Source organism: Streptomyces sp. KL2 (assembly GCF_046529545.1).
GTDB classification, from domain to species: Bacteria; Actinomycetota; Actinomycetes; order Streptomycetales; family Streptomycetaceae; genus Streptomyces; species Streptomyces radiopugnans.
On the sequence record NZ_CP127170.1, the window covers coordinates 2,714,313 to 2,730,911 of the forward strand.

A 16,599-nucleotide genomic window follows, 5' to 3' on the forward strand; every position below is an offset into this window, starting at 1 on the left:
GCGACCGCCGTCTCCTCCCGGAGATCCCCCGCGCCCCTCAGCTCCCTGAGGTCACCTCCGCCTCTCCCGGCACTCACCCGTGCCCCTCGGACCCCTCTCGCCCCCCGCGTCTCCTTCACGCCCTGCACTCTCCCCTCCGTCCCGCCGCCCGACACGTCCGCCGCACCGCCCGGCACGGCCGCCCCGCCGCCCGGCATCTCCGTCCCGCCCAGCACGTCCGCCAGGAGCCGCGGGTCCTCGCGGAGCTTGGCCAGCGCCCGCGACACCGCGCTCTTGACCGTGCCGACCGAGACCCCGAGCACCGCGGCGGTCTGCGCCTCGCTCTGGTCCTCGTAATAGCGCAGGACGACCATGGCCCGTTGCCGCTCCGGGAGTGCCAGCACCGCCCGCCACACCGCGTCGCGCACGGCCTGCCGCTCGGCGGGGTCGGGGCCGGGCACCGGCTCGGGCTCCGGCAGCTCCTCGCAGGAGTACTCGTCCACCCGGCGCTTGCGCCACTGCGAGGTGCGCGTGTTCACCAGCGCGCGGCGCACGTAGCCGTCGAGCGCGCGCTGGTCCTCGATGCGCTCCCACGCCAGATAGGTCTTGGTCAGCGCGGTCTGGAGCAGGTCCTCTGCGTCGCTCGGGTTGGAGGTGAGCGAGCGCGCCGTGCGCAGCAGCACCGGCCCGCGGGCCCGTACGTACGAGGTGAAGGTCAGCGGCGTCACGGTCGCGGCCGCCCCATGCGTGGTCATGGCCCAACGCTAGGAGCCGCGTCCCCCGTCCCGGATCGGCCACAGGTCCCGATGCCGGGTCCCTCTCAGGGTGGAGGCGGGACGCCTCCTCCACCCCCGGGAGGGGGAGAAGCCCCCGTGCCGCCTCGGGGTCGCGTACCGCCTCGGGGTCGCGTACGGCCTCGGGGGCGCCCCGGTGATCGTCCGAGCCGCACGACAGCAGAGCGGCCGCACCGAGTGCGGCCGCTCTGCCCCATCCCTTCTCCCGGGACACCGGCCGGTTCCCCGCCCGGCCGGCGCCCGTCGGCTCATCCGAGCCCGTGAAGCGCGTGCACCACCACGGCCCCGAACCGGGTGATGCGGGTACGTGCCATGTTCTGTCCTTCCGGAGCGTGTGCCTGAGGTTGTCGCAGCGACGTCGCGAGATCAGACTGCCCGCCGAAAACCCGGCGAACCACCCGCAACGCCTCATCCACTCGCAAGAATGACGACGTGTCGATAAACCTCCCATGCAACCGCATAACCCCTTCCCACCCGTCCGCAGCAGGGCGGGCGCCAACGGCACGCCTCCCGCACGCCCGTACGCGCCCCCGCCGCACAGCACCCGCGCCGCCGCTGCGCGCCCAGAATCGGGAGCCAAGCGCCCCCACCGGCCAACAGTGGAACGGCACGGCCTCCGGGGGGCGTCGTCCCTCCGAGGGCGCACGACGAGCGCGTCCCGGAGGGGGAGACCACACATGGACACGAGCGGATTCGCGGGGTGGGTAGAGCGGTTCGAGGACGAGCGCGAGCGCAGACGCGTCCAGGGCGACCCCGACTGGGAGCGGGGCGCCGTCCTCCACCCGGCCGTGAGGAGCAGCGTCCAGCGCTTCCAGGTGGGCGAGGACGGCGACGGCTCCAACCTGATCGCCAAGGCGGACCGGGCCGGGGACCCCGACTACGCGCGGGCGGTGCGGCTGTTCGTCGCCGAGGAGCAGAACCACGCCCGCCTGCTCGCCCACCTGCTGGCCGCGGGCGGCGCACCGGTGCTGAACGGCCACTGGAGCGACAGGGCCTTCGTACGGCTGCGGCGCCTGATGGGGCTGCGCGTGGAACTGCTGGTGCTGATGGTCGCGGAGGTAGTGGCGCTGCGCTACTACCGCGCCCTGCGCGACGGCGCCGGCGACCCGCTCGCCTCGGACGTGGCGGGCCGCATCCTGGCCGACGAGCAGCGCCACGTACCGTTCCACTGCGAGCGCCTGCACGCCTCCCTCGCCCGGCTGCCCCGCCCGCTGCGCCGACCGGTGATGAGCCTGTGGCGGCTCCTGCTCCTCGCCGCGTCCCTCGTCGTCGCCGCCGACCACGGCCCGGCGCTGCGCCGACTCGGCCTCGGGCGTCGGCGCTTCGTCGCGGACGTCATGGCCTCCTCCCGCACGGTGGTCTCCGCGGTACTGGCCCCGCGTACGGCCGCCCGTTCGGGCACACGGCCGGGCACCCGATCGGACACGGCCTGACGCCGAGCATCGGCCGCAGACCGCCCGGCGACCGTCAGTTCAGCGACTTCTCGATGGCCTCGAAGATGTCCGCGTCGGTCTCCTTCTGCCAGTCGGGCAGGTCGGTCCAGTCGGCCACGTATCCCGGCTTCGGGTCCTCGAAGTGCTTGAACATCTGGGCGATCCAGCACGTGGCGACGTAGCGGCCCTTCTGCTCCCGGGTGAGTCGCGAGGCGTGCCCGCCGCTGAGTTCGAGAAACTGCCGCACCTGCTCGTAGACGGCCCCGGCTGCCTCGCGCTCCCACTGCGGGGTCTCCTCCCAGGGCGTCACATAGCCGGGCTTCGGCTCGCCGGGGAAGTGCTCGCGAACGCCTGCGATCCAGGACTCGCGGAACAGCCTCGCGCCCTCGACCTGGGTCATACCTGCCCCTTCCGTCACGCCGTGCCCTGTGGCACGTTCTTCCCCTTCACAGCCGCCACCTGCCGGGCCCGCTCGTCGAGTTCACGAACCGCGCGCAACTTCCGGCGGGGCGCGATGCGGCGGCGCATGGTCTCGAAGTGCTCGTCCCCCCGCGCCGTGGACAGCATCGCGTAGTCGTCGAGGAACGCGTGCCAGGTGGCGCAGGCCTCCTCTACGTGCCCGTACTCGAACTGCCGCTGCGCCAGCACCGCGTTCGCGTGGAGGCGCCCCTGCCGCTCCTGCGCGGGCTTCGCCCGGAGCGCGGCCTTCAGCGCCGCGATGGACCCCGGCAGGTCCCGCGTCTCGTACAGGACGTGCGCGACGTGGAACTGGTAGGCGGAGGTGTCGTAGCCACCGATCGACTCCCGTCGCGAGTCCGCCTTCGACAGGGCCGTCTCCGCCTCCCCGAGCCGCTGGAACGCCTGCCGTCTGTCGCCCACCATGGAAGCGGCGTGCGCCTGCTGGCCCCGGAGGAAGGCCACCAGGCGCGGCCCCGCCTTGGGCGCCGCCTCGGCCGCCGAGTCGGCCAGCTCCAGCGCCTTCCTGCCGTACCGCAGGTTCGAGGCCTGCAGGCTCATGCCGCGCAGCGTCCGGCAGTACGTCACATGGTCGCCGGCCTCGCGGGCGAGGTTCAGCGCCTGTAGGTAGTACTTCTGCCCGAGCCCGTGCTGACGCTCGTACATGGCCATCCAGCCCGCGAGGTACGTCAGGTCGGACGTGGCGGAAAGCAGGTCCTTGCGGACGGCCTCCGTCGCCGATGCCCGCAGATACGGTGCGACGGTGTTGACCAGGAAGGCGGCGGCCATGGGCCGTGCGTGACCGCCGCCCAGCTCGTCGAGGATGTCGGCGATGCGATCGGTCATGGTCCGCACGGTCGCCACCTCGCCCTCGCCGATACGGGTCGTCGGCCGGGTGGGACGCGCGCGTTCCTCCGCGTGTGCCTGATCCGAGAACAGGGGGACGGCGAGCGTGGCGGAGTACAGCCCTGCGGTGAGCACACCGCGGCGACTCGGTTCCATGTCGGTCCTTCCGAGATCCAGGAGAGATTCGGCGGTGTCTCCGCTTTCCGCGTCCTTCTGATTCCTCGGTCGCCGAAAGCCCGCTTCCGCGTACGTCACAGGCCTTCCGAGCCTGCGCCCCAGAACCTCAAGGACGACGGGCCTGACCTGCTCCCTCGGTTGCGTTCCGCGAAGCCAGTGGGAGACCGCCGACTGGTCGTACTTCAGCGTCAGGCCGACCTCGGCGCCCGCGCGGTTCACGGCGTGAGCGAACTGCGTCCCGGACCATCGCGCCTGTTCGAGCAGGTTTTCAAGCCCCGAGTTGCGACCGCCGTGGGATGCCTCGGCCACGCCGACCCCCCGCATGTTCATGGGTTTCATGGTCCTGCCTCCCTTCAACCGTACCCGGACAGGCACCCCGCGCAGTTGGCTGTGCACAGAACGCGATCGGTTTCGGCCTTCCGTCCGCCGGGCGATGCGGCGCGCACGGGAAGGAGCGAGGGAGCTTGGAGAACATGGCCACGGACGAGCCCGCCAAGGGCGACGCGCTCTACGACGAGATCCGCAAGACCGTGGGCGAGTTCCAGGACAGGGACGCCGCGTACTACCTCCTGCGCCCCATCGGCGGAGGCCGCGAGTGGGCGGCCATGCCCGAGGTGCTGCGCCCGGCCACGCAGGCCGAGTTGCTGAGCGCCCGTGTGAAGGCCGCCAACCGCGCCGGCCGGATGCCGTGACACGGGCCGCCACCTGGATGCGCTTCTGGTGCGAGCTGTCGGCGAGCGCCCCCGGCCGGCCGTCCCGGATCGTGCTCGGCCTGCACCTGGCCCCCACCCCGCGCCTCGCGGTGCGGTGGATGCGCGGGCAGGCGGAACGCGTCGCCAGGGCGCTCGACCCCGGCCCCGACACCCCGTGGCTGCCCCCGGCCTGCCTGCGTCCCGTCCGGGCGAGGGGCGTCCCCGACCCCGGCTCGGCCATACGGGAGTGGGCGCGCGCCGAGGCGGAGCGGGAGAACGCCCTGGAGGTGCTGCGGGAGGGCTGGTCCTACACCGTCGCGGTCCACGACGAGACGGCCCACTACCGCCTGACGGCCTGGCCGCTGGTGCTGCCGCCCGCCGGAGAACTGCGGGTGTACCGGCGCACCCACGCGGCCGCATAGGTCGCCCCACGGACTCCGCCCCGGCCGCGTCCCGCAGGACGGCCGTGACCGGGGCGGAACTCCCCGGCCTCCACCAAGCCGGGGCTGCCAGTGCAAGTGCGCACCAGTCATCCGATCAAGGGAGATCGCACGATGAGCACAGCAACCGAACCGAAGGTCACCATCCGTGACCCGCGGATCATCCTCAACGCGCTGGAGACGCACGTCCCCCACCTCGTCGCCGATGTCGGCGTGACCGACCTGTGGGAGCGAGAGATCGCGCTTCTCCTGCGCGACGGCGTGGCCGTCCGCAGCCTGGCCGAGCGCATCCTCGGCCAGGGCATCGCCTACCTGATCACCGCCATGGAGAACCCCGGCGTGGACATGGGCGTCGGCAAGACCGTGGACATCGGCGTCCACCAGCTCATCCTCGACACCCCGCTGTACTTCGCTCTCTGCGACGCCTACAACGGAGGTCACTACAAGCACCACGCGCCGCTGGTAGAGCGCCGCCGGGACGGCACGGTCATGCGCACGGCCGAGCTGATCCGCGCGAACGGTTTCGAGGTGGACGACGAGCTGTGGGCCGTGGACGCCTCCGACTGCTCGCCCTGCGACAACAAGGTGCCGGACAGCCACTGATGCCTACCGCGCACCAGTAGAGTGCCCGTCCCCGCCCGCATACCCCGGGGCGGGGACGGGTGCCAACTACACCACCAAGGAACCGAGTTGCCCGTACAACACGACATCGCGGCCGAGCGCGACCTCTGGGACGCCTACGCGAGCAGCACCCGCAATGATTTGACCGGTGCCGAGCCCGTCTTCAATTGGACGCAGTACCAGGGCCACGGGCCGGGGACCGAAATCCTCGGGAACCCGGCCAGTGTGCTGGAGATCGGCTGCGGCACCGGCCGGGCGCTCGCCCACCTCGCTCAGCGGGGCGTCAAGGCGAAGGGCGTGGACCTCTCACCCGTCATGGTCGGGAACACCACGAAGCGGTGGGGGCCGCTGGGGGTGGAGTTCGTGTGCGCGGAGGTGCTGGAGTTCCTGGCCCACGACCGGGCGACCTACGACGCGGTGTACTCGGTCTTCGGCGCCGCCTGGTTCACCGACCCCTCCCGCCTCTTCCCGCTGGTCGCCGCCCGGCTGAACCCGGGCGGCGTCTTCGCCTTCTCCCACCCGCCCGCCATCCCCGGCGCCTACGGCCCGCAGGGCATGTACAAGGGCGGCTTCGCCGGCCCGGCCATGTTCACCTACCGCTACAGCTACAAGCCGCAGGTGTGGACGCGCTTCCTGACCCGCGCCGGCTTCCGCGACGCCGAGGTCCGCATCCTCGACGCCCCCACCCCGGGCCACATCGGCACCCTCCTCGCCACCGCCGTCAAGCCCTGACCGCACGCTCCCCGTCAGCGGAGGAGCGCCCTACGGCAGAGGCCCCAGAAACCAACCCGCTCCGCGACCACCGCACGGGCCGACCCTCTCTGGCCGCTGTCCCGACTGTCGGTCCCTGGTGCTAAAACACGCGCATGACGTACAGATTCACGGCGCGGGTCGCCTGCGGGCTGGATGACCCCAACGAAGACGACTGCATGATGGCGGGCGTGGCCGAGTCGAACGACGAGGACGCGTTCTCCCTGCTGTTCATGTGCGACTTCGACGAGCCTGATGCGCAGGAAGTGTCCCTGGGCATGGATACGCATTGCCTCGTCACGCCCGACCAGGGCACCGCCTACGGCTGTGTACGCGAAGTGGAGCTGAGCGGCGACGTACTGCGGGTGACCTTGGACCCCGCGTCCTTGGAAGATCTCGATCTGACCGACCCCATCATCGAGGCCCTGCTCCGCGCACCGGCAGCGGACGTGGCGCGCATGCGCGAAGTCTTGCCACGCATCCTGGCGTACGGACGCCCAGACGCCCGCCCAAACCTGATCACGATGTAGCGGATACAGCACCGCAATCGGCTGACCGTCGCCTTACAAGTTCGATCACCCCGCTACCGCAATCGGCAGCGTCCGGGATGCACAGGCCACGGGCGGCTACTCAAAGCCATCGCCGTCTGCTGGCGTTGATGTCAATGACTGATGTCAGCCGCAGAGAAGCGGCCGGGTGTAGATGGCGGCCCAAGCTCGGGCATGGCCCGTACTGGAAGGTTCCGCCGATCATCGCAGGGGCCAACAATGCGTGATACTCCAGCTCCTCAAGTCACTCATCTACTGGCATAATCATGAATGCGTCGTCAAAGTTTTCGCCACCGTGGTGCTTATCGTAGGCAACGAGCCCGTGTCCATAAACACCGGTCCACAAGCCTCCATGCAGCGAAATATTATGGTCAGGTACGCGGACGCCATCAGAAGAAATCTCCATGCGCAGCCCTCGATGCATGAATATGCCACGCTGAAGATTCAATAGACGCGGAGGGCCAAAACCTACCCGAGCTTGAATCTTCCTCTCTCCTTCCCTGATCGTTAAAGCTCGCCCAACAAACTCAACGTCCCAGCTTGCCGTCTTGTAGGTGAGCTCGTTCTCGGTGATCAAAACCAGAGGAGACCCTTGCGCGTCATAGAGCTTCAAGGTGACCAGTAGATTTCCCTCCTCAAGCCTCAACCCCAAGAGAGTTTCAGAATTAACGTTGATCAGACTGCAGGCACCTTCTGAGTTGAGCCTCTGGGTGAATTTAAGTGATCCCAGAATCACCTCGAAGCTATCTCCGAAATAATGCAATGCGTGAACAGGGGATGATTCGCGCGAGCGATTAAAGGGCGTCGCATTGGCCTGCCTCACTTTCCCTACCGGGAGCAGTTTCTTCGTCTTCTCCTCGTGATGACTAGCGCAGAGCAGGGTCAAGTTTTCAGCATCGTGGGCACCGCCAAGCGCCCAATCGTGCATATGGTCATACTGATAGATCGGGGAGCCGCACAGTACACACCCGAACCCGCATCGCCTTCTGACTTCTCGCTTAACGTCCTCCGCAATCGACGGCCGTTCAGCCACCTGTACCCTCCTCTACTCCTTACATGGTGTCCGGTCCATGGTCTCTTACCTCGCGGCTCCCGGTCCGGCAGATGGAGAAATAGGGAGAGGTCGACGGAGCGGCTTTGGGCGGGAGCTGCCTTGAGGCGAGAGATCGGGGCCCGTAAGCTTGCAGCGACTCGGGCGGTCTGTGGACCTGCCCGCTAATGCCCGATGTGGGCCCCGATCTTCGAGGCTCGCCCCAAGGTGGCTGCCTAAGAGCGTGTCCTATGTGGTGAGGCGGATCAGTCGCTTGTAGCAGCAGAGGGCTGCGGCCAGGCCGAGGAAGGCCAGGTAGTTGCGGGGATGGCGTTCGTAGCGAATGGTGAGACGGCGGTAGCCGGCCAGCCAGGCGATGGTGCGCTCGATGACCCATCTGCGGCGCCCCAACCGCTCACTGGATTCGACGCCCTTGCGGGCGATTCGCACTCCGATGTGTTTGCCCCATAGCCATTCCCGCAGGTGGGGGACGTCGTAGGCCTTGTCCGCATGGAGACGCTGGGGCTTGAAGTGGCGACCGCGGTGAGGGTCGTGTCTCGTTTGGTGACCGGTCACCATCGGCTTCAGCGCGAGGCTGTCGTGGGTGTTGGCGGCCGAGAGGCCAACGAGGAGGGGCAGCCCTCCTGCATCGGACAGGATGTGCATCTTGGAACCCGGCTTGCCCCGGTCCACGGGGCTCGGACCTGCAAGTTCGCCCCCTTTTTCGCCCGCACGTGGGCGGAGTCGAGCACCACACGGGTCACGTCGATCAGCCCGGCGTCGTCGAGTCGATGGAGCACGGCCTCGTGCAGGCGGCCCCAGACGCCGGCCCGGGACCAGATCAGGAAGCGGCGGTGGGCGGTGGACTTGGAGATGCCGAAGCACGGCGGCAGTGCCCGCCAGGCGCAGCCGGACACCAGGACGTAGACGATCGCGGCGAACACCGCCTCATCAGGGGTGTTCTGGGTCCCGCCGCCCTGCGGCCGCGCCCTCGCCGGCGGAATCAGCGGCTCGGCGAGCTCCCATAGCCCGTCCGGAACGATCCATCCCCACCGGTTACTCCCCATGCCCGGCCCAACGAGCCGACCGCCACATAGGACACGCTCTTAGGCAGCCACCTTGGGGCGAGCCTCGAAGATCGGGGCCCACATCGGGCTATTGCGGGCAGGCCAGGAGCCAGCCCGATTCGCGGCCAGCGTACGGGCCCCGATCTCTCGCCCCAAGGCAGCTCCCGCCCAAAGCCGCTCCACCGACCTACTGCTGCCCCCTGCGCTCCATCTGGGCTCGGCCTTTCTCCAAGGCAGGCGCGTTGTCCCCTCGGAGCCGGGCACGCCACTTCCACCGAGCAACCAACACCGTGACCGGATGGCCAATCAAGATCAACAACCCGACTGTCAGTGCCCAGGCACCTCGGGTGGCCTGTTCGACCACCCAGTCAGGCCCAAAGTCCGTGAGAAGCAGACCAGCTCCTAGAAGGACCGTGCCCACGGTACTAAGCGTCAGTCCAGCCCAGAAGAACGATGCGCGGAAGCTGGCTCCCTTCCAGCCGTACGAAATCTTTGCCTGCATCCTCGGCCCATCCAAGACCCGCAGCCTTAGGTGACCTTGCCTCCGCATCCGGCGGTACCGAGCAATCCTGTCCGCTTCTACTGCGGTCATGCGCCCTCTACGCCGACGTCTTCCCACCCACGCTCCCGCCACCCGACATCGCCTGCCGCTTACGAAAGTAGCCGACCGCTAACCCACAGGTCAGATGGTCAGCCGATGCAAGGGGCCAAGGCCAGCGAGCTACGGCGTTCTTCGGCTTCTGCCCGGAGCCAAGTGTGCCCCGTGCCCCTCCCGTGCCCCATCGAGCGGGGAACCACGGGGAATGGCGGTCACCGACAGTCAGCGGGCACGGCGACGGCCCCCGACCGTGTGCGCCGGTCAGGGGCCGTGGAAGTGCGGAGGCTGTGGGATTTGAACCCACGGTGGTGTCGCCACCACGACGGTTTTCAAGACCGTTCCCTTAGGCCGCTCGGGCAAGCCTCCCCACGCCGCGCCGTGCGGTACGGCGTGGGGGACAGCCTAGCCGGTTCGTCAGTCGCCCTCGCGTGAACCCAGGGTCAGTTCGGCCTCGTTCTCCCTGCCGCCGCGGGTGTAGGTGATCGAGACCTTCTCACCCGGTTCATGGGCCCAGATCTCGCTGATCAGGGTGGGGCCGCTGTCGATCGAGACGCCGTCGAGCTCGGTGATCACGTCGCCCGGCTTCAGGCCCGCCTTGTCGGCCGGGCCGCCCGGGGTGACGGGCTCGCTGCCGTCGTCGGTGTCCTCGATGATGCGGGCGCCGTTGCCCTGGGCGCGCAGGTCGACCTGGACGCCGATGACCGGGTAGACGGGCTCGCCGGTCTCGATCAGGGCCTTGCCCACGCGCTGGGCCTGGTTGATCGGGATGGCGAAGCCGAGGCCGATGCTGCCGGGCGAGCCCTGGCCGAGGCCGCCGCCGGCCGACTGGATGGCGGAGTTGATGCCGATGACCGCGCCCTCGGCGTTGAGCAGGGGGCCGCCGGAGTTGCCGGGGTTGATGGAGGCGTCGGTCTGGAGGGCGCTCATGTAGGAGGCCTTGGAGCCCTGGCCGTCGCTGGAGGCGACGGGGCGGTTCTTGGCGCTGACGATGCCGGTGGTGACCGTGCCGGACAGGCCGTACGGGGCGCCGATGGCGATGGTGGCGTCGCCGACCTGGACCTTGTCGGAGTTGCCGAGCGGCAGCGGGGTGAGCTCGGCGCCGCCGGCGTTCTTCAGCTTGATGACCGCCACGTCGTAGCCCTGGGCCCGGCCGACGACCTCGGCGTCGTACTTGCGGCCGTCGGAGAAGGTGGCGGTCAGCTCGCCGCCGTCGGCCGCGCTGGCCACCACGTGGTTGTTGGTCATGATGTGGCCCTGCTGGTCGTAGACGAAGCCGGTGCCGGTGCCGCTCTCGCCGCCGCCCTCGGCCTGGATCGTCACGACGCTGGGCAGGGCCTTGGCCGCGATGCCGGCGACGGAGTCGGGGGCGCGGTCGACCCGGTCGAGGCTGCCGTCGGCCGAGATGGTCGTCGAGCCGCGGTCCGTGCGGTCGGCGGCCCAGTAGCCGACGCCCGTGCCGACGCCGCCCGCGAGGAGGGCCGCCGCCGCGACGGCGGCGACCAGGCCGCCGAAGCGGCGCTTCTTCCCGCCCTCGGGGGCCGGCGGGGAGGCGGGCGGAGCGCCCCAGGGGGAGGCCGGCCCGCCGCCGGGGGTGCCGGGTGCGCCGGGTGCTCCCGGGGCGGGCTGCGGGGTGCCGTAGGCGTCGTAGCCGCCGCCCGGTGCGCCCCACTGCCCGGCGGAGGGGTGGGGGGCGGGGGAGGCGTACGCGGCGGGGGGCTGCTGCTGCGCGGCGGAGGGGTCCTGCGGGGTGTGGTGGCCCTGCGGAGGTTGCGGGGCGGGGTGGCTCTGCGCAGCGGGGTCCTGCGCGGTGGGGGGCGCGGGCTGGGCGGCCTGCTGTGCCGTCGGCTCGGGGCCTTCCGCCTCGACCTTCCGCAGGAGGGTCGTCGACTCGTCCCTCGGCGCCGCTTCGGGAGCGGGCGCGGGCGCCGGGGCCGGTGCCTGGAGGTCGTAGTCCTCCGGCGGGTTGTCGGTCGGTGTCCTGGGCGCGGCGGCGCCGTTCGCGGCGGACCGGTCGGCCGGCGGGTGCGGCACGGGGGCGTCGGCCGCGTGCTCTCCGGCGGCGCCCTCGTTCTCGGTGCTCACAGCTCTCTCCTCAGGTACACGACAGTCGCACGTCTTTCCGGGGACGGCGTGCGTATTCAGGTGTATGGCGTCAAGCTTCTCCCACCGCACGTCAGACCGGCGTAAGCGCACCCGTCCGGACGGACGCCCGGGCCGCCGCGCACGGGGCGGGGTGGCACCATAACGCGGTGAGCCCTGATCAGCCCCAGGGGTCGCCCGGATCCCGGCGCCCCATCTCAGTCGTCGCCCACCGCGGGGCCTCCGAGGACGCCCCCGAGCACACCCTGGCCGCGTACCGCAGGGCCGTCGAGGACGGCGCCGACGCGCTGGAGTGCGATGTGCGGCTCACCGCCGACGGGCACCTGGTCTGCGTCCACGACCGCCGCGTCAACCGTACCTCCAACGGACGCGGCGCCGTCTCCTCGCTGGAGCTGGCCGAACTGGCCGAGCTGGACTTCGGCTCCTGGAAGGGCCGGCTCGGCGACGAGGAGTCGCCCGAGACCGAGAGCCGCGAGCACACCTCCGTCCTCACCCTGGAGCGGCTGCTGCGCCTGGTGGAGGAGCAGGCCGCCGCGGGGCGCCGGGTGGAGCTGGCCATCGAGACCAAGCACCCCACCCGCTGGGCGGGGCAGGTGGAGGAGGAGCTGCTGCGGGTGCTGGCCCGCCACGACCCGGCCATCCCCGTGCGCGTGATGAGCTTCTCGGCGCGCTCCCTGCACCGGATACGGGCCGCGGCGCCGTGGATCCCCACCGTCTACCTGATGCAGTTCCTGCTGCCGCGCCACCGCGACGGCAGGCTGCCGCCGGGCGTGGGGATCGCCGGGCCGAGCATCCGGATCCTGCGCAACCACCCCGAGTACGTGGCGTGGGCGCACCGCGAGGGCCACCGGGTGCACGTGTGGACGGTGGACGATCCGGCCGACGTGGAGCTGTGCGCGCTGCTCGGCGTGGACGCCATCATCACCAACCGGCCCCGGCGCGTACTGGAACAGCTCGACGAGATGTTCCGGGACTGAGCCGGCCGGACCCCGCGGGCGGGCCGGTCGGCGCACTACGGCGCACTCGGTCCCGCCGGTGGTGAACAGGCGGTGAGGGCTGCGTCACGGTACCGGGTCAGGCGGTTTCCGCCTTCGGGCGAAAGGGCATCCATCACGTGGCGTGGGGCGAACAAGGAGGTCTCGGGGGTGGCGTTGGTGGTTGCACAGGAGGCGCCGACGTCGTCGACGATGGCCGTACCCCACGGTCCGGCGGGCGTGGGTGCGGCGAGGCGCCGGATGCGCGAGGAACTCCTCGACTCCGGTACGCCCGAAGCCGTCGTGGACGACGCGGTTCTCATTCTTTCCGAACTTCTCAGCAACGCGTACCGGCACGCCAGGCCGATCGGCGTGAGCGACTGCGTACGCGCGGCCTGGGGCCGCACCGCCGACGGCGGGGTGAGCGTCTCCGTCACCGACGGCGGGGGCCCGACCAGGCCCCGGCCGTCCAACCCGTCGGTGACGGCGCGGGGCGGCAGGGGGCTGTCGATCATCACCTCCCTCGCCCGCGACTGGGGCGTGCGCGACGACCGGGGCGGCCGCGGGCACGGCCGCGGCCACGGCCACGGCGGAGTGACGGTGTGGGCGGTGGTGGCTCCGTCCGAGAAGGACGCGTTCGCCTCCTCGATGCGCTTCGACCTGTCGGAGCTCGAGGGCCTGGAGGACTTCTGACGTAGCCGTTCCGGGTGGTCTCTCCCGCGTACGCGTGCCGTCCCGGCCCCAAGGGCTAGGCTCGCGCCGACAGCGTCCGTACGACCGGGAGACCCCACCCCATGGCCAAGAAGCGCCGACCCCAGACCAAGGCCGCCAAACCGCAGCTCGCCGACGGTGAGATCCCCGTCGTCGGCGCCCGCGAGCCCTGCCCCTGCGGATCCGGCCGCCGCTACAAGGCCTGCCACGGGCGCGCCGCCGCGCAGGCGGTGACCGAGCTGGTGCGCCGCCCGTTCGAGGGACTGCCCGGGGAGTGCGACTGGGTGGCGCTGCGCGAGCTGGTGCCCGCCGCGACGGTGCCGCTGAAGCTGAGGGAGGGCCTGCCCGAGGACGTCCCCTCCGTGACGCTGGCCACCGTCCTGCCGATGGCCTGGCCCGCGCTGCGCCGCGACAACGGGGCCGTGCTGCTGGGCGTGCAGAACGACACCCCCTCCGGCGACATCAGCCGCGATCTGGCCGACGTGCTGCGGCGGGCCCTGACGGCGAAGCCGGGCACTCCGGTGGCCGCCGAGCGCATCCCCGCCGACGCCCCGCGCCTGCAGGACCTGCTGGACCTCGACGCGCCCTTCGTGCCCGAGGTGCACAGCGGCTTCGAGTTCTGGGTGGAGGACGCCGGCAACCAGAGCCCGGAGGTCGCCGCCTCGCTGGAGCGCGCCAACTCCGCCGCCCTGCCCACCGCCCGGCTGGAGGGCGTGGAGGCCGCGTACTGGTGCGAGACCCCGGAGAAGAACCACCTGCGCTGGGTCATGCCGCACCCGGAGGAGCGGCTGCTGGACGCGCTCGCCCGGCTGCACGCGGCGGGGGCGTCGTCGCTGGGCGAGGGCACGCGGCTGGTCGGTTCCTTCCGGGCGCACGGCCTGATGGTCCCGGTGTGGGATCTGCCGAGCGCGATGGGCGCGCAGGAGTGCGAGAAGCCGGCCGCGGCCTTCGCGGAACGGCTAGCCGAGGCGCTGGAGGCCACCGATCCGCTCACCGCGGAGGAGCGCCGGGCGCGCAGTGGATTCACAAATCGCCAGATCACTCTCAACTGACAGACGAATTCCGGCGAGTACGGAGAGAAAAAGGCAAGTGATTCCCGTCACAACGGGACGTACCCGCAGGTAGATCGGCGGCCGGAAGAGGTCGGTGGAATTTGCGAACGGGCCGTTACTTGTTACGGTTCTTTCAGCCCGGTCGCTGGTGCATCCCCCGTCGCCAGCGACCGGGTCTTTTCATGTCCGCACTTCCGCATATGGGTTCGGCGCGTGCGGACGGCCACTCAACTCCCCTATTTCCACATGGGGCCGGTGCCCCGGTCGCCATCGCCGCCTCCGGCACCCCCGGCGCCGCCGCTTTCGCCGCCGGTTTCACTGCCGGTGCGCAGCAGCAGCCCCTCCCCGTCCGGTGACGCGATCTCCGCCACCGCCGTGTACGGCCGGCCCTCCGGGGACGGGGGCGAGGGCGGTGACGTCCGCTCCGCGCGCCGGCGCGGGGTGTCGCACACGCCCGCCCGGCCGTCCGCGGGCAGTTCGCAGGGCGCGGTGACCGCGCGTCCGCCGGGGCCGAGCAGGCTCAGGGCGCCGTACAGCGCCTCGCCCGTGGTGTTCCGGTGGTACATCCGCCCCCAGACGGCGCCGCCCCGCGTCAGGACGCAGGTCTGCGCCCGTACGCCCTGCGGGGACACGCCCCGGGGGCCGCAGACGGCGGAGGTCTCCGGCAGGTCCGCGCCGGACGGGCCGGACGGGCCGGACGGGCCGGACGCTCCGGGGGAGGGGAGTCCGTGCGGGAAGAGGAGCGGGGAGCGGTCGGTCCCGGGCGCCGGCTGTGGACGCGGCTCCCCCGAGGCGCCGGCTGTGGAGACGGCGGTGGCGACGGCCGTACGCCCGTCGCCCGGACGCGGCTCGCCCGGCCCGGCGGTCGCGGCGGCGAGCGGCAGGGCCGCCGCGAGCGCGATCCCGGCGGCGAGCGCGGTCACACGGAGGTCCGGGCGCTGCTGCGGCTCGGGCATGGCTGTCCACCTGCAACTCGCTGGAGGGAAGGGGGTCTTCGGCAGCCCGAACATATCGGCACGGAGAAGGCGCCCGGCGGACGGAACGCCTGTTTCCCCCCAACTCCGGCGCACCGCCACCCGTAAGAGTGGACCGGGCAGGGGCCGGGCCTGCGGGCCCCTGCCCGCCGCCGACCGCCCGCCGTACGTCGGTGCGCCGCCCTTCAGTACGCCAGCCGGCTGCCCGTTTCCGGGACGGCCGCGCTCGCCCGCACCAGCACGTCCACCAGTGGCTCCATCCTCGGCAGCCACGGCACACCGCCCCCGCGCAGGGTGCCGCGGGCGCCGACGCCCAGCGCGATCGGCGGGCGCTCCCAGCGCAGTTGCCCCGCGCCGGTGCGCGACGGCGGCAGGGCGACGTAGCCGCCCTCGCTGTGGAACCGCAGCGAACTGGGCACCCAGTCCTGGGCGTGGAGCAGCTCGCCCAGCTCCTCCAGGCCGTACGGCGCCACCAGCAGCGTGCAGCGGGTCGGGCTCGCGATCACCGGGCCGGTGCGCAGCCCGAGCCGGTCGAACTCCTCCAGCGCCCGGGCGCCCGCGGCAGCCGGGAGGCTCAGCGCGCAGGGGGCGCGGCCGCCGGTGGCCAGCAGGACCGGCGCGTCGGGGCGGTTGGTCCACCACCAGCGCACCATGCGCTCGTCGGTGGTCGCCGCCGGCAGTTCGGGGTCGAAGGGGTGGGCGCCGGGCACCACGCAGTCGGGCCGGGGACAGGAGCAGCGCCCCCGCGGCTGCCCCGACTGGCGTGCGGTCAGGCGCCTGGACTCCCGCGGCGCCACACCGGGCAGCACGGGCCACCCCCACCGTGTCGCGCAGACGAGCGCCGCGTCGCGCAGCGCCCAGCGGGTCATGCGTCGCCTTCCGAGGATCTCGCGCATCAGCGCTCGTTCCTTTCCGTAACGCCATGGATCGACAAGTACATCGACAAGGACTCAGCAGGACCGAAAGGCCGATCACGGTCTTCCGGTCCCTTACACCTGTACACCTGTGGATCTCGTGTGACCGCACCCGGACCACCGGGCAGTACGTCACCGTGCTGCTCTCCGCGGCCGTGGCCGGGGCGTTCTCGGACCGAGCGCGGAACGCGGCGCGACGGCACGATCCGGACGACGCTCGTGCTCGCCCGTACCGCCCGGTGGGCCTCTGCCTGCCGTGCTCCGGTCCTCTCGGCGCGTACGGCGACACGCCTCGTTCCCACTGCGTGGGACGCACGGGCCCCTCGCCGGGTTCCGGCGGAGCCCGGCCGCTGCCCGTCCGCCCGATCCCTCGTGCCGTAGGTAACCGTGTACCCACGTCAATCGTGATGACGCGCTGCCGTACCGAGGGCCAGTCGACCGCG

Annotated in this window: 16 protein-coding genes, 1 tRNA gene and 1 pseudogene; 9 read left to right on the forward strand and 9 right to left on the reverse strand. The window is 71.3% G+C overall.

Features of this window, described 5'->3' with window-relative positions; all coding sequences use genetic code 11:
• Positions 1–224 precede the first annotated feature (224 nt).
• Positions 225–734 (reverse strand): annotated as a pseudogene (locus tag QPK52_RS12300) (SigE family RNA polymerase sigma factor); the annotation flags it as partial.
• A 716-nt stretch (positions 735–1,450) separates the two neighbouring features.
• Between QPK52_RS12300 and QPK52_RS12305 the strand changes: the two are divergent.
• Positions 1,451–2,206 (forward strand): ferritin-like domain-containing protein, encoded by a 756-nt coding sequence (locus tag QPK52_RS12305; protein WP_410537507.1) that lies wholly within the window; start codon positions 1,451–1,453, stop codon positions 2,204–2,206.
• 34 nt (positions 2,207–2,240) lie between these two features.
• On the opposite strand, the gene QPK52_RS12310 is transcribed toward QPK52_RS12305, so the two are convergent.
• Both QPK52_RS12310 and QPK52_RS12315 read right to left on the reverse strand, forming a co-directional pair.
• Complete coding sequence (locus tag QPK52_RS12310) at positions 2,241–2,606, reverse strand: hypothetical protein (RefSeq protein WP_410537508.1); 366 nt, start codon at positions 2,604–2,606, stop codon at positions 2,241–2,243.
• Between the two features lie 14 nt (positions 2,607–2,620).
• A complete protein-coding gene (locus QPK52_RS12315; protein ID WP_410540309.1) occupies positions 2,621–4,009 on the reverse strand; it encodes a hypothetical protein in 1,389 nt (462 codons plus the stop codon).
• Between the two features lie 149 nt (positions 4,010–4,158).
• Here QPK52_RS12315 and QPK52_RS12320 point away from each other — a divergent pair, with 149 nt between their 5' ends.
• The 5 genes from QPK52_RS12320 to QPK52_RS12340 all read left to right on the forward strand — a co-directional run bounded on the left by QPK52_RS12320 (position 4,159) and on the right by QPK52_RS12340 (position 6,718).
• Positions 4,159–4,377 (forward strand): hypothetical protein, encoded by a 219-nt coding sequence (locus QPK52_RS12320; protein ID WP_410537509.1) that lies wholly within the window; start codon positions 4,159–4,161, stop codon positions 4,375–4,377.
• Complete coding sequence (locus QPK52_RS12325; protein WP_410537510.1) at positions 4,374–4,799, forward strand: hypothetical protein; 426 nt, start codon at positions 4,374–4,376, stop codon at positions 4,797–4,799. The genes QPK52_RS12320 and QPK52_RS12325 overlap by 4 nt, the downstream gene beginning before the upstream one ends.
• 132 nt (positions 4,800–4,931) lie before the next feature.
• Positions 4,932–5,420, forward strand: coding sequence for a hypothetical protein (locus tag QPK52_RS12330; RefSeq protein ID WP_410537511.1), 489 nt, complete (start codon positions 4,932–4,934; stop codon positions 5,418–5,420).
• Positions 5,421–5,507: 87 nt separating this feature from the next.
• Entirely contained in the window at positions 5,508–6,170 is a 663-nt protein-coding gene (locus QPK52_RS12335; RefSeq protein ID WP_410537512.1) for a class I SAM-dependent methyltransferase, read from the forward strand.
• A gap of 134 nt (positions 6,171–6,304) precedes the next feature.
• Positions 6,305–6,718, forward strand: a complete 414-nt coding sequence (locus tag QPK52_RS12340) for an Imm10 family immunity protein (RefSeq protein ID WP_410537514.1) — start codon at positions 6,305–6,307, stop codon at positions 6,716–6,718.
• A 262-nt stretch (positions 6,719–6,980) separates the two neighbouring features.
• Here QPK52_RS12340 and QPK52_RS12345 read toward each other — a convergent pair whose 3' ends face one another.
• The 4 genes from QPK52_RS12345 to QPK52_RS12360 all read right to left on the reverse strand — a co-directional run bounded on the left by QPK52_RS12345 (position 6,981) and on the right by QPK52_RS12360 (position 11,513).
• A complete protein-coding gene (locus QPK52_RS12345) occupies positions 6,981–7,769 on the reverse strand; it encodes an HNH endonuclease (protein WP_410537515.1) in 789 nt (262 codons plus the stop codon).
• A gap of 246 nt (positions 7,770–8,015) precedes the next feature.
• A protein-coding gene (locus QPK52_RS12350; RefSeq protein WP_410537516.1) for an IS5 family transposase occupies positions 8,016–8,833 on the reverse strand; the annotation gives its coding sequence in 2 pieces (ribosomal slippage) (positions 8,016–8,491 and positions 8,491–8,833; 819 coding nt in all).
• 877 nt (positions 8,834–9,710) lie between these two features.
• Positions 9,711–9,797 (reverse strand) — tRNA-Ser (locus tag QPK52_RS12355).
• A 48-nt stretch (positions 9,798–9,845) separates the two neighbouring features.
• Complete coding sequence (locus QPK52_RS12360) at positions 9,846–11,513, reverse strand: S1C family serine protease (RefSeq protein ID WP_410537517.1); 1,668 nt, start codon at positions 11,511–11,513, stop codon at positions 9,846–9,848.
• A gap of 167 nt (positions 11,514–11,680) precedes the next feature.
• Between QPK52_RS12360 and QPK52_RS12365 the strand changes: the two genes are divergently transcribed.
• The 3 genes from QPK52_RS12365 to QPK52_RS12375 all read left to right on the forward strand — a co-directional run bounded on the left by QPK52_RS12365 (position 11,681) and on the right by QPK52_RS12375 (position 14,268).
• Positions 11,681–12,508 (forward strand): glycerophosphodiester phosphodiesterase, encoded by an 828-nt coding sequence (locus QPK52_RS12365; protein WP_410537518.1) that lies wholly within the window; start codon positions 11,681–11,683, stop codon positions 12,506–12,508.
• A gap of 72 nt (positions 12,509–12,580) precedes the next feature.
• Positions 12,581–13,198, forward strand: a complete 618-nt coding sequence (locus QPK52_RS12370) for an ATP-binding protein (RefSeq protein ID WP_410537519.1) — start codon at positions 12,581–12,583, stop codon at positions 13,196–13,198.
• Positions 13,199–13,299: 101 nt separating this feature from the next.
• Complete coding sequence (locus QPK52_RS12375; protein WP_410537521.1) at positions 13,300–14,268, forward strand: DUF5926 family protein; 969 nt, start codon at positions 13,300–13,302, stop codon at positions 14,266–14,268.
• A gap of 236 nt (positions 14,269–14,504) precedes the next feature.
• Here the strand turns inward: QPK52_RS12375 and QPK52_RS12380 are convergent, their stop codons facing one another.
• Entirely contained in the window at positions 14,505–15,224 is a 720-nt protein-coding gene (locus tag QPK52_RS12380) for a hypothetical protein (protein WP_410537523.1), read from the reverse strand.
• A 203-nt stretch (positions 15,225–15,427) separates the two neighbouring features.
• Entirely contained in the window at positions 15,428–16,138 is a 711-nt protein-coding gene (locus QPK52_RS12385) for a bifunctional DNA primase/polymerase (RefSeq protein WP_410537524.1), read from the reverse strand.
• Positions 16,139–16,599 lie beyond the last annotated feature (461 nt).

What these genes read in the sequence shown, in the direction of transcription:
- QPK52_RS12310 (WP_410537508.1), bottom strand. Translation starts at nt 2,606, where the DNA reads ATGACCCAGGTCGAGGGCGCGAGGCTGTTCCGCGAGTCCTGGATCGCA.
- QPK52_RS12340 (WP_410537514.1), top strand. Translation starts at nt 6,305, where the DNA reads ATGACGTACAGATTCACGGCGCGGGTCGCCTGCGGGCTGGATGACCCC.
- QPK52_RS12315 (WP_410540309.1), bottom strand. Translation starts at nt 4,009, where the DNA reads ATGCGGGGGGTCGGCGTGGCCGAGGCATCCCACGGCGGTCGCAACTCG.
- QPK52_RS12330 (WP_410537511.1), top strand. Translation starts at nt 4,932, where the DNA reads ATGAGCACAGCAACCGAACCGAAGGTCACCATCCGTGACCCGCGGATC.
- QPK52_RS12320 (WP_410537509.1), top strand. Translation starts at nt 4,159, where the DNA reads ATGGCCACGGACGAGCCCGCCAAGGGCGACGCGCTCTACGACGAGATC.
- QPK52_RS12375 (WP_410537521.1), top strand. Translation starts at nt 13,300, where the DNA reads ATGGCCAAGAAGCGCCGACCCCAGACCAAGGCCGCCAAACCGCAGCTC.
- QPK52_RS12380 (WP_410537523.1), bottom strand. Translation starts at nt 15,224, where the DNA reads ATGCCCGAGCCGCAGCAGCGCCCGGACCTCCGTGTGACCGCGCTCGCC.
- QPK52_RS12305 (WP_410537507.1), top strand. Translation starts at nt 1,451, where the DNA reads ATGGACACGAGCGGATTCGCGGGGTGGGTAGAGCGGTTCGAGGACGAG.
- QPK52_RS12385 (WP_410537524.1), bottom strand. Translation starts at nt 16,138, where the DNA reads ATGCGCGAGATCCTCGGAAGGCGACGCATGACCCGCTGGGCGCTGCGC.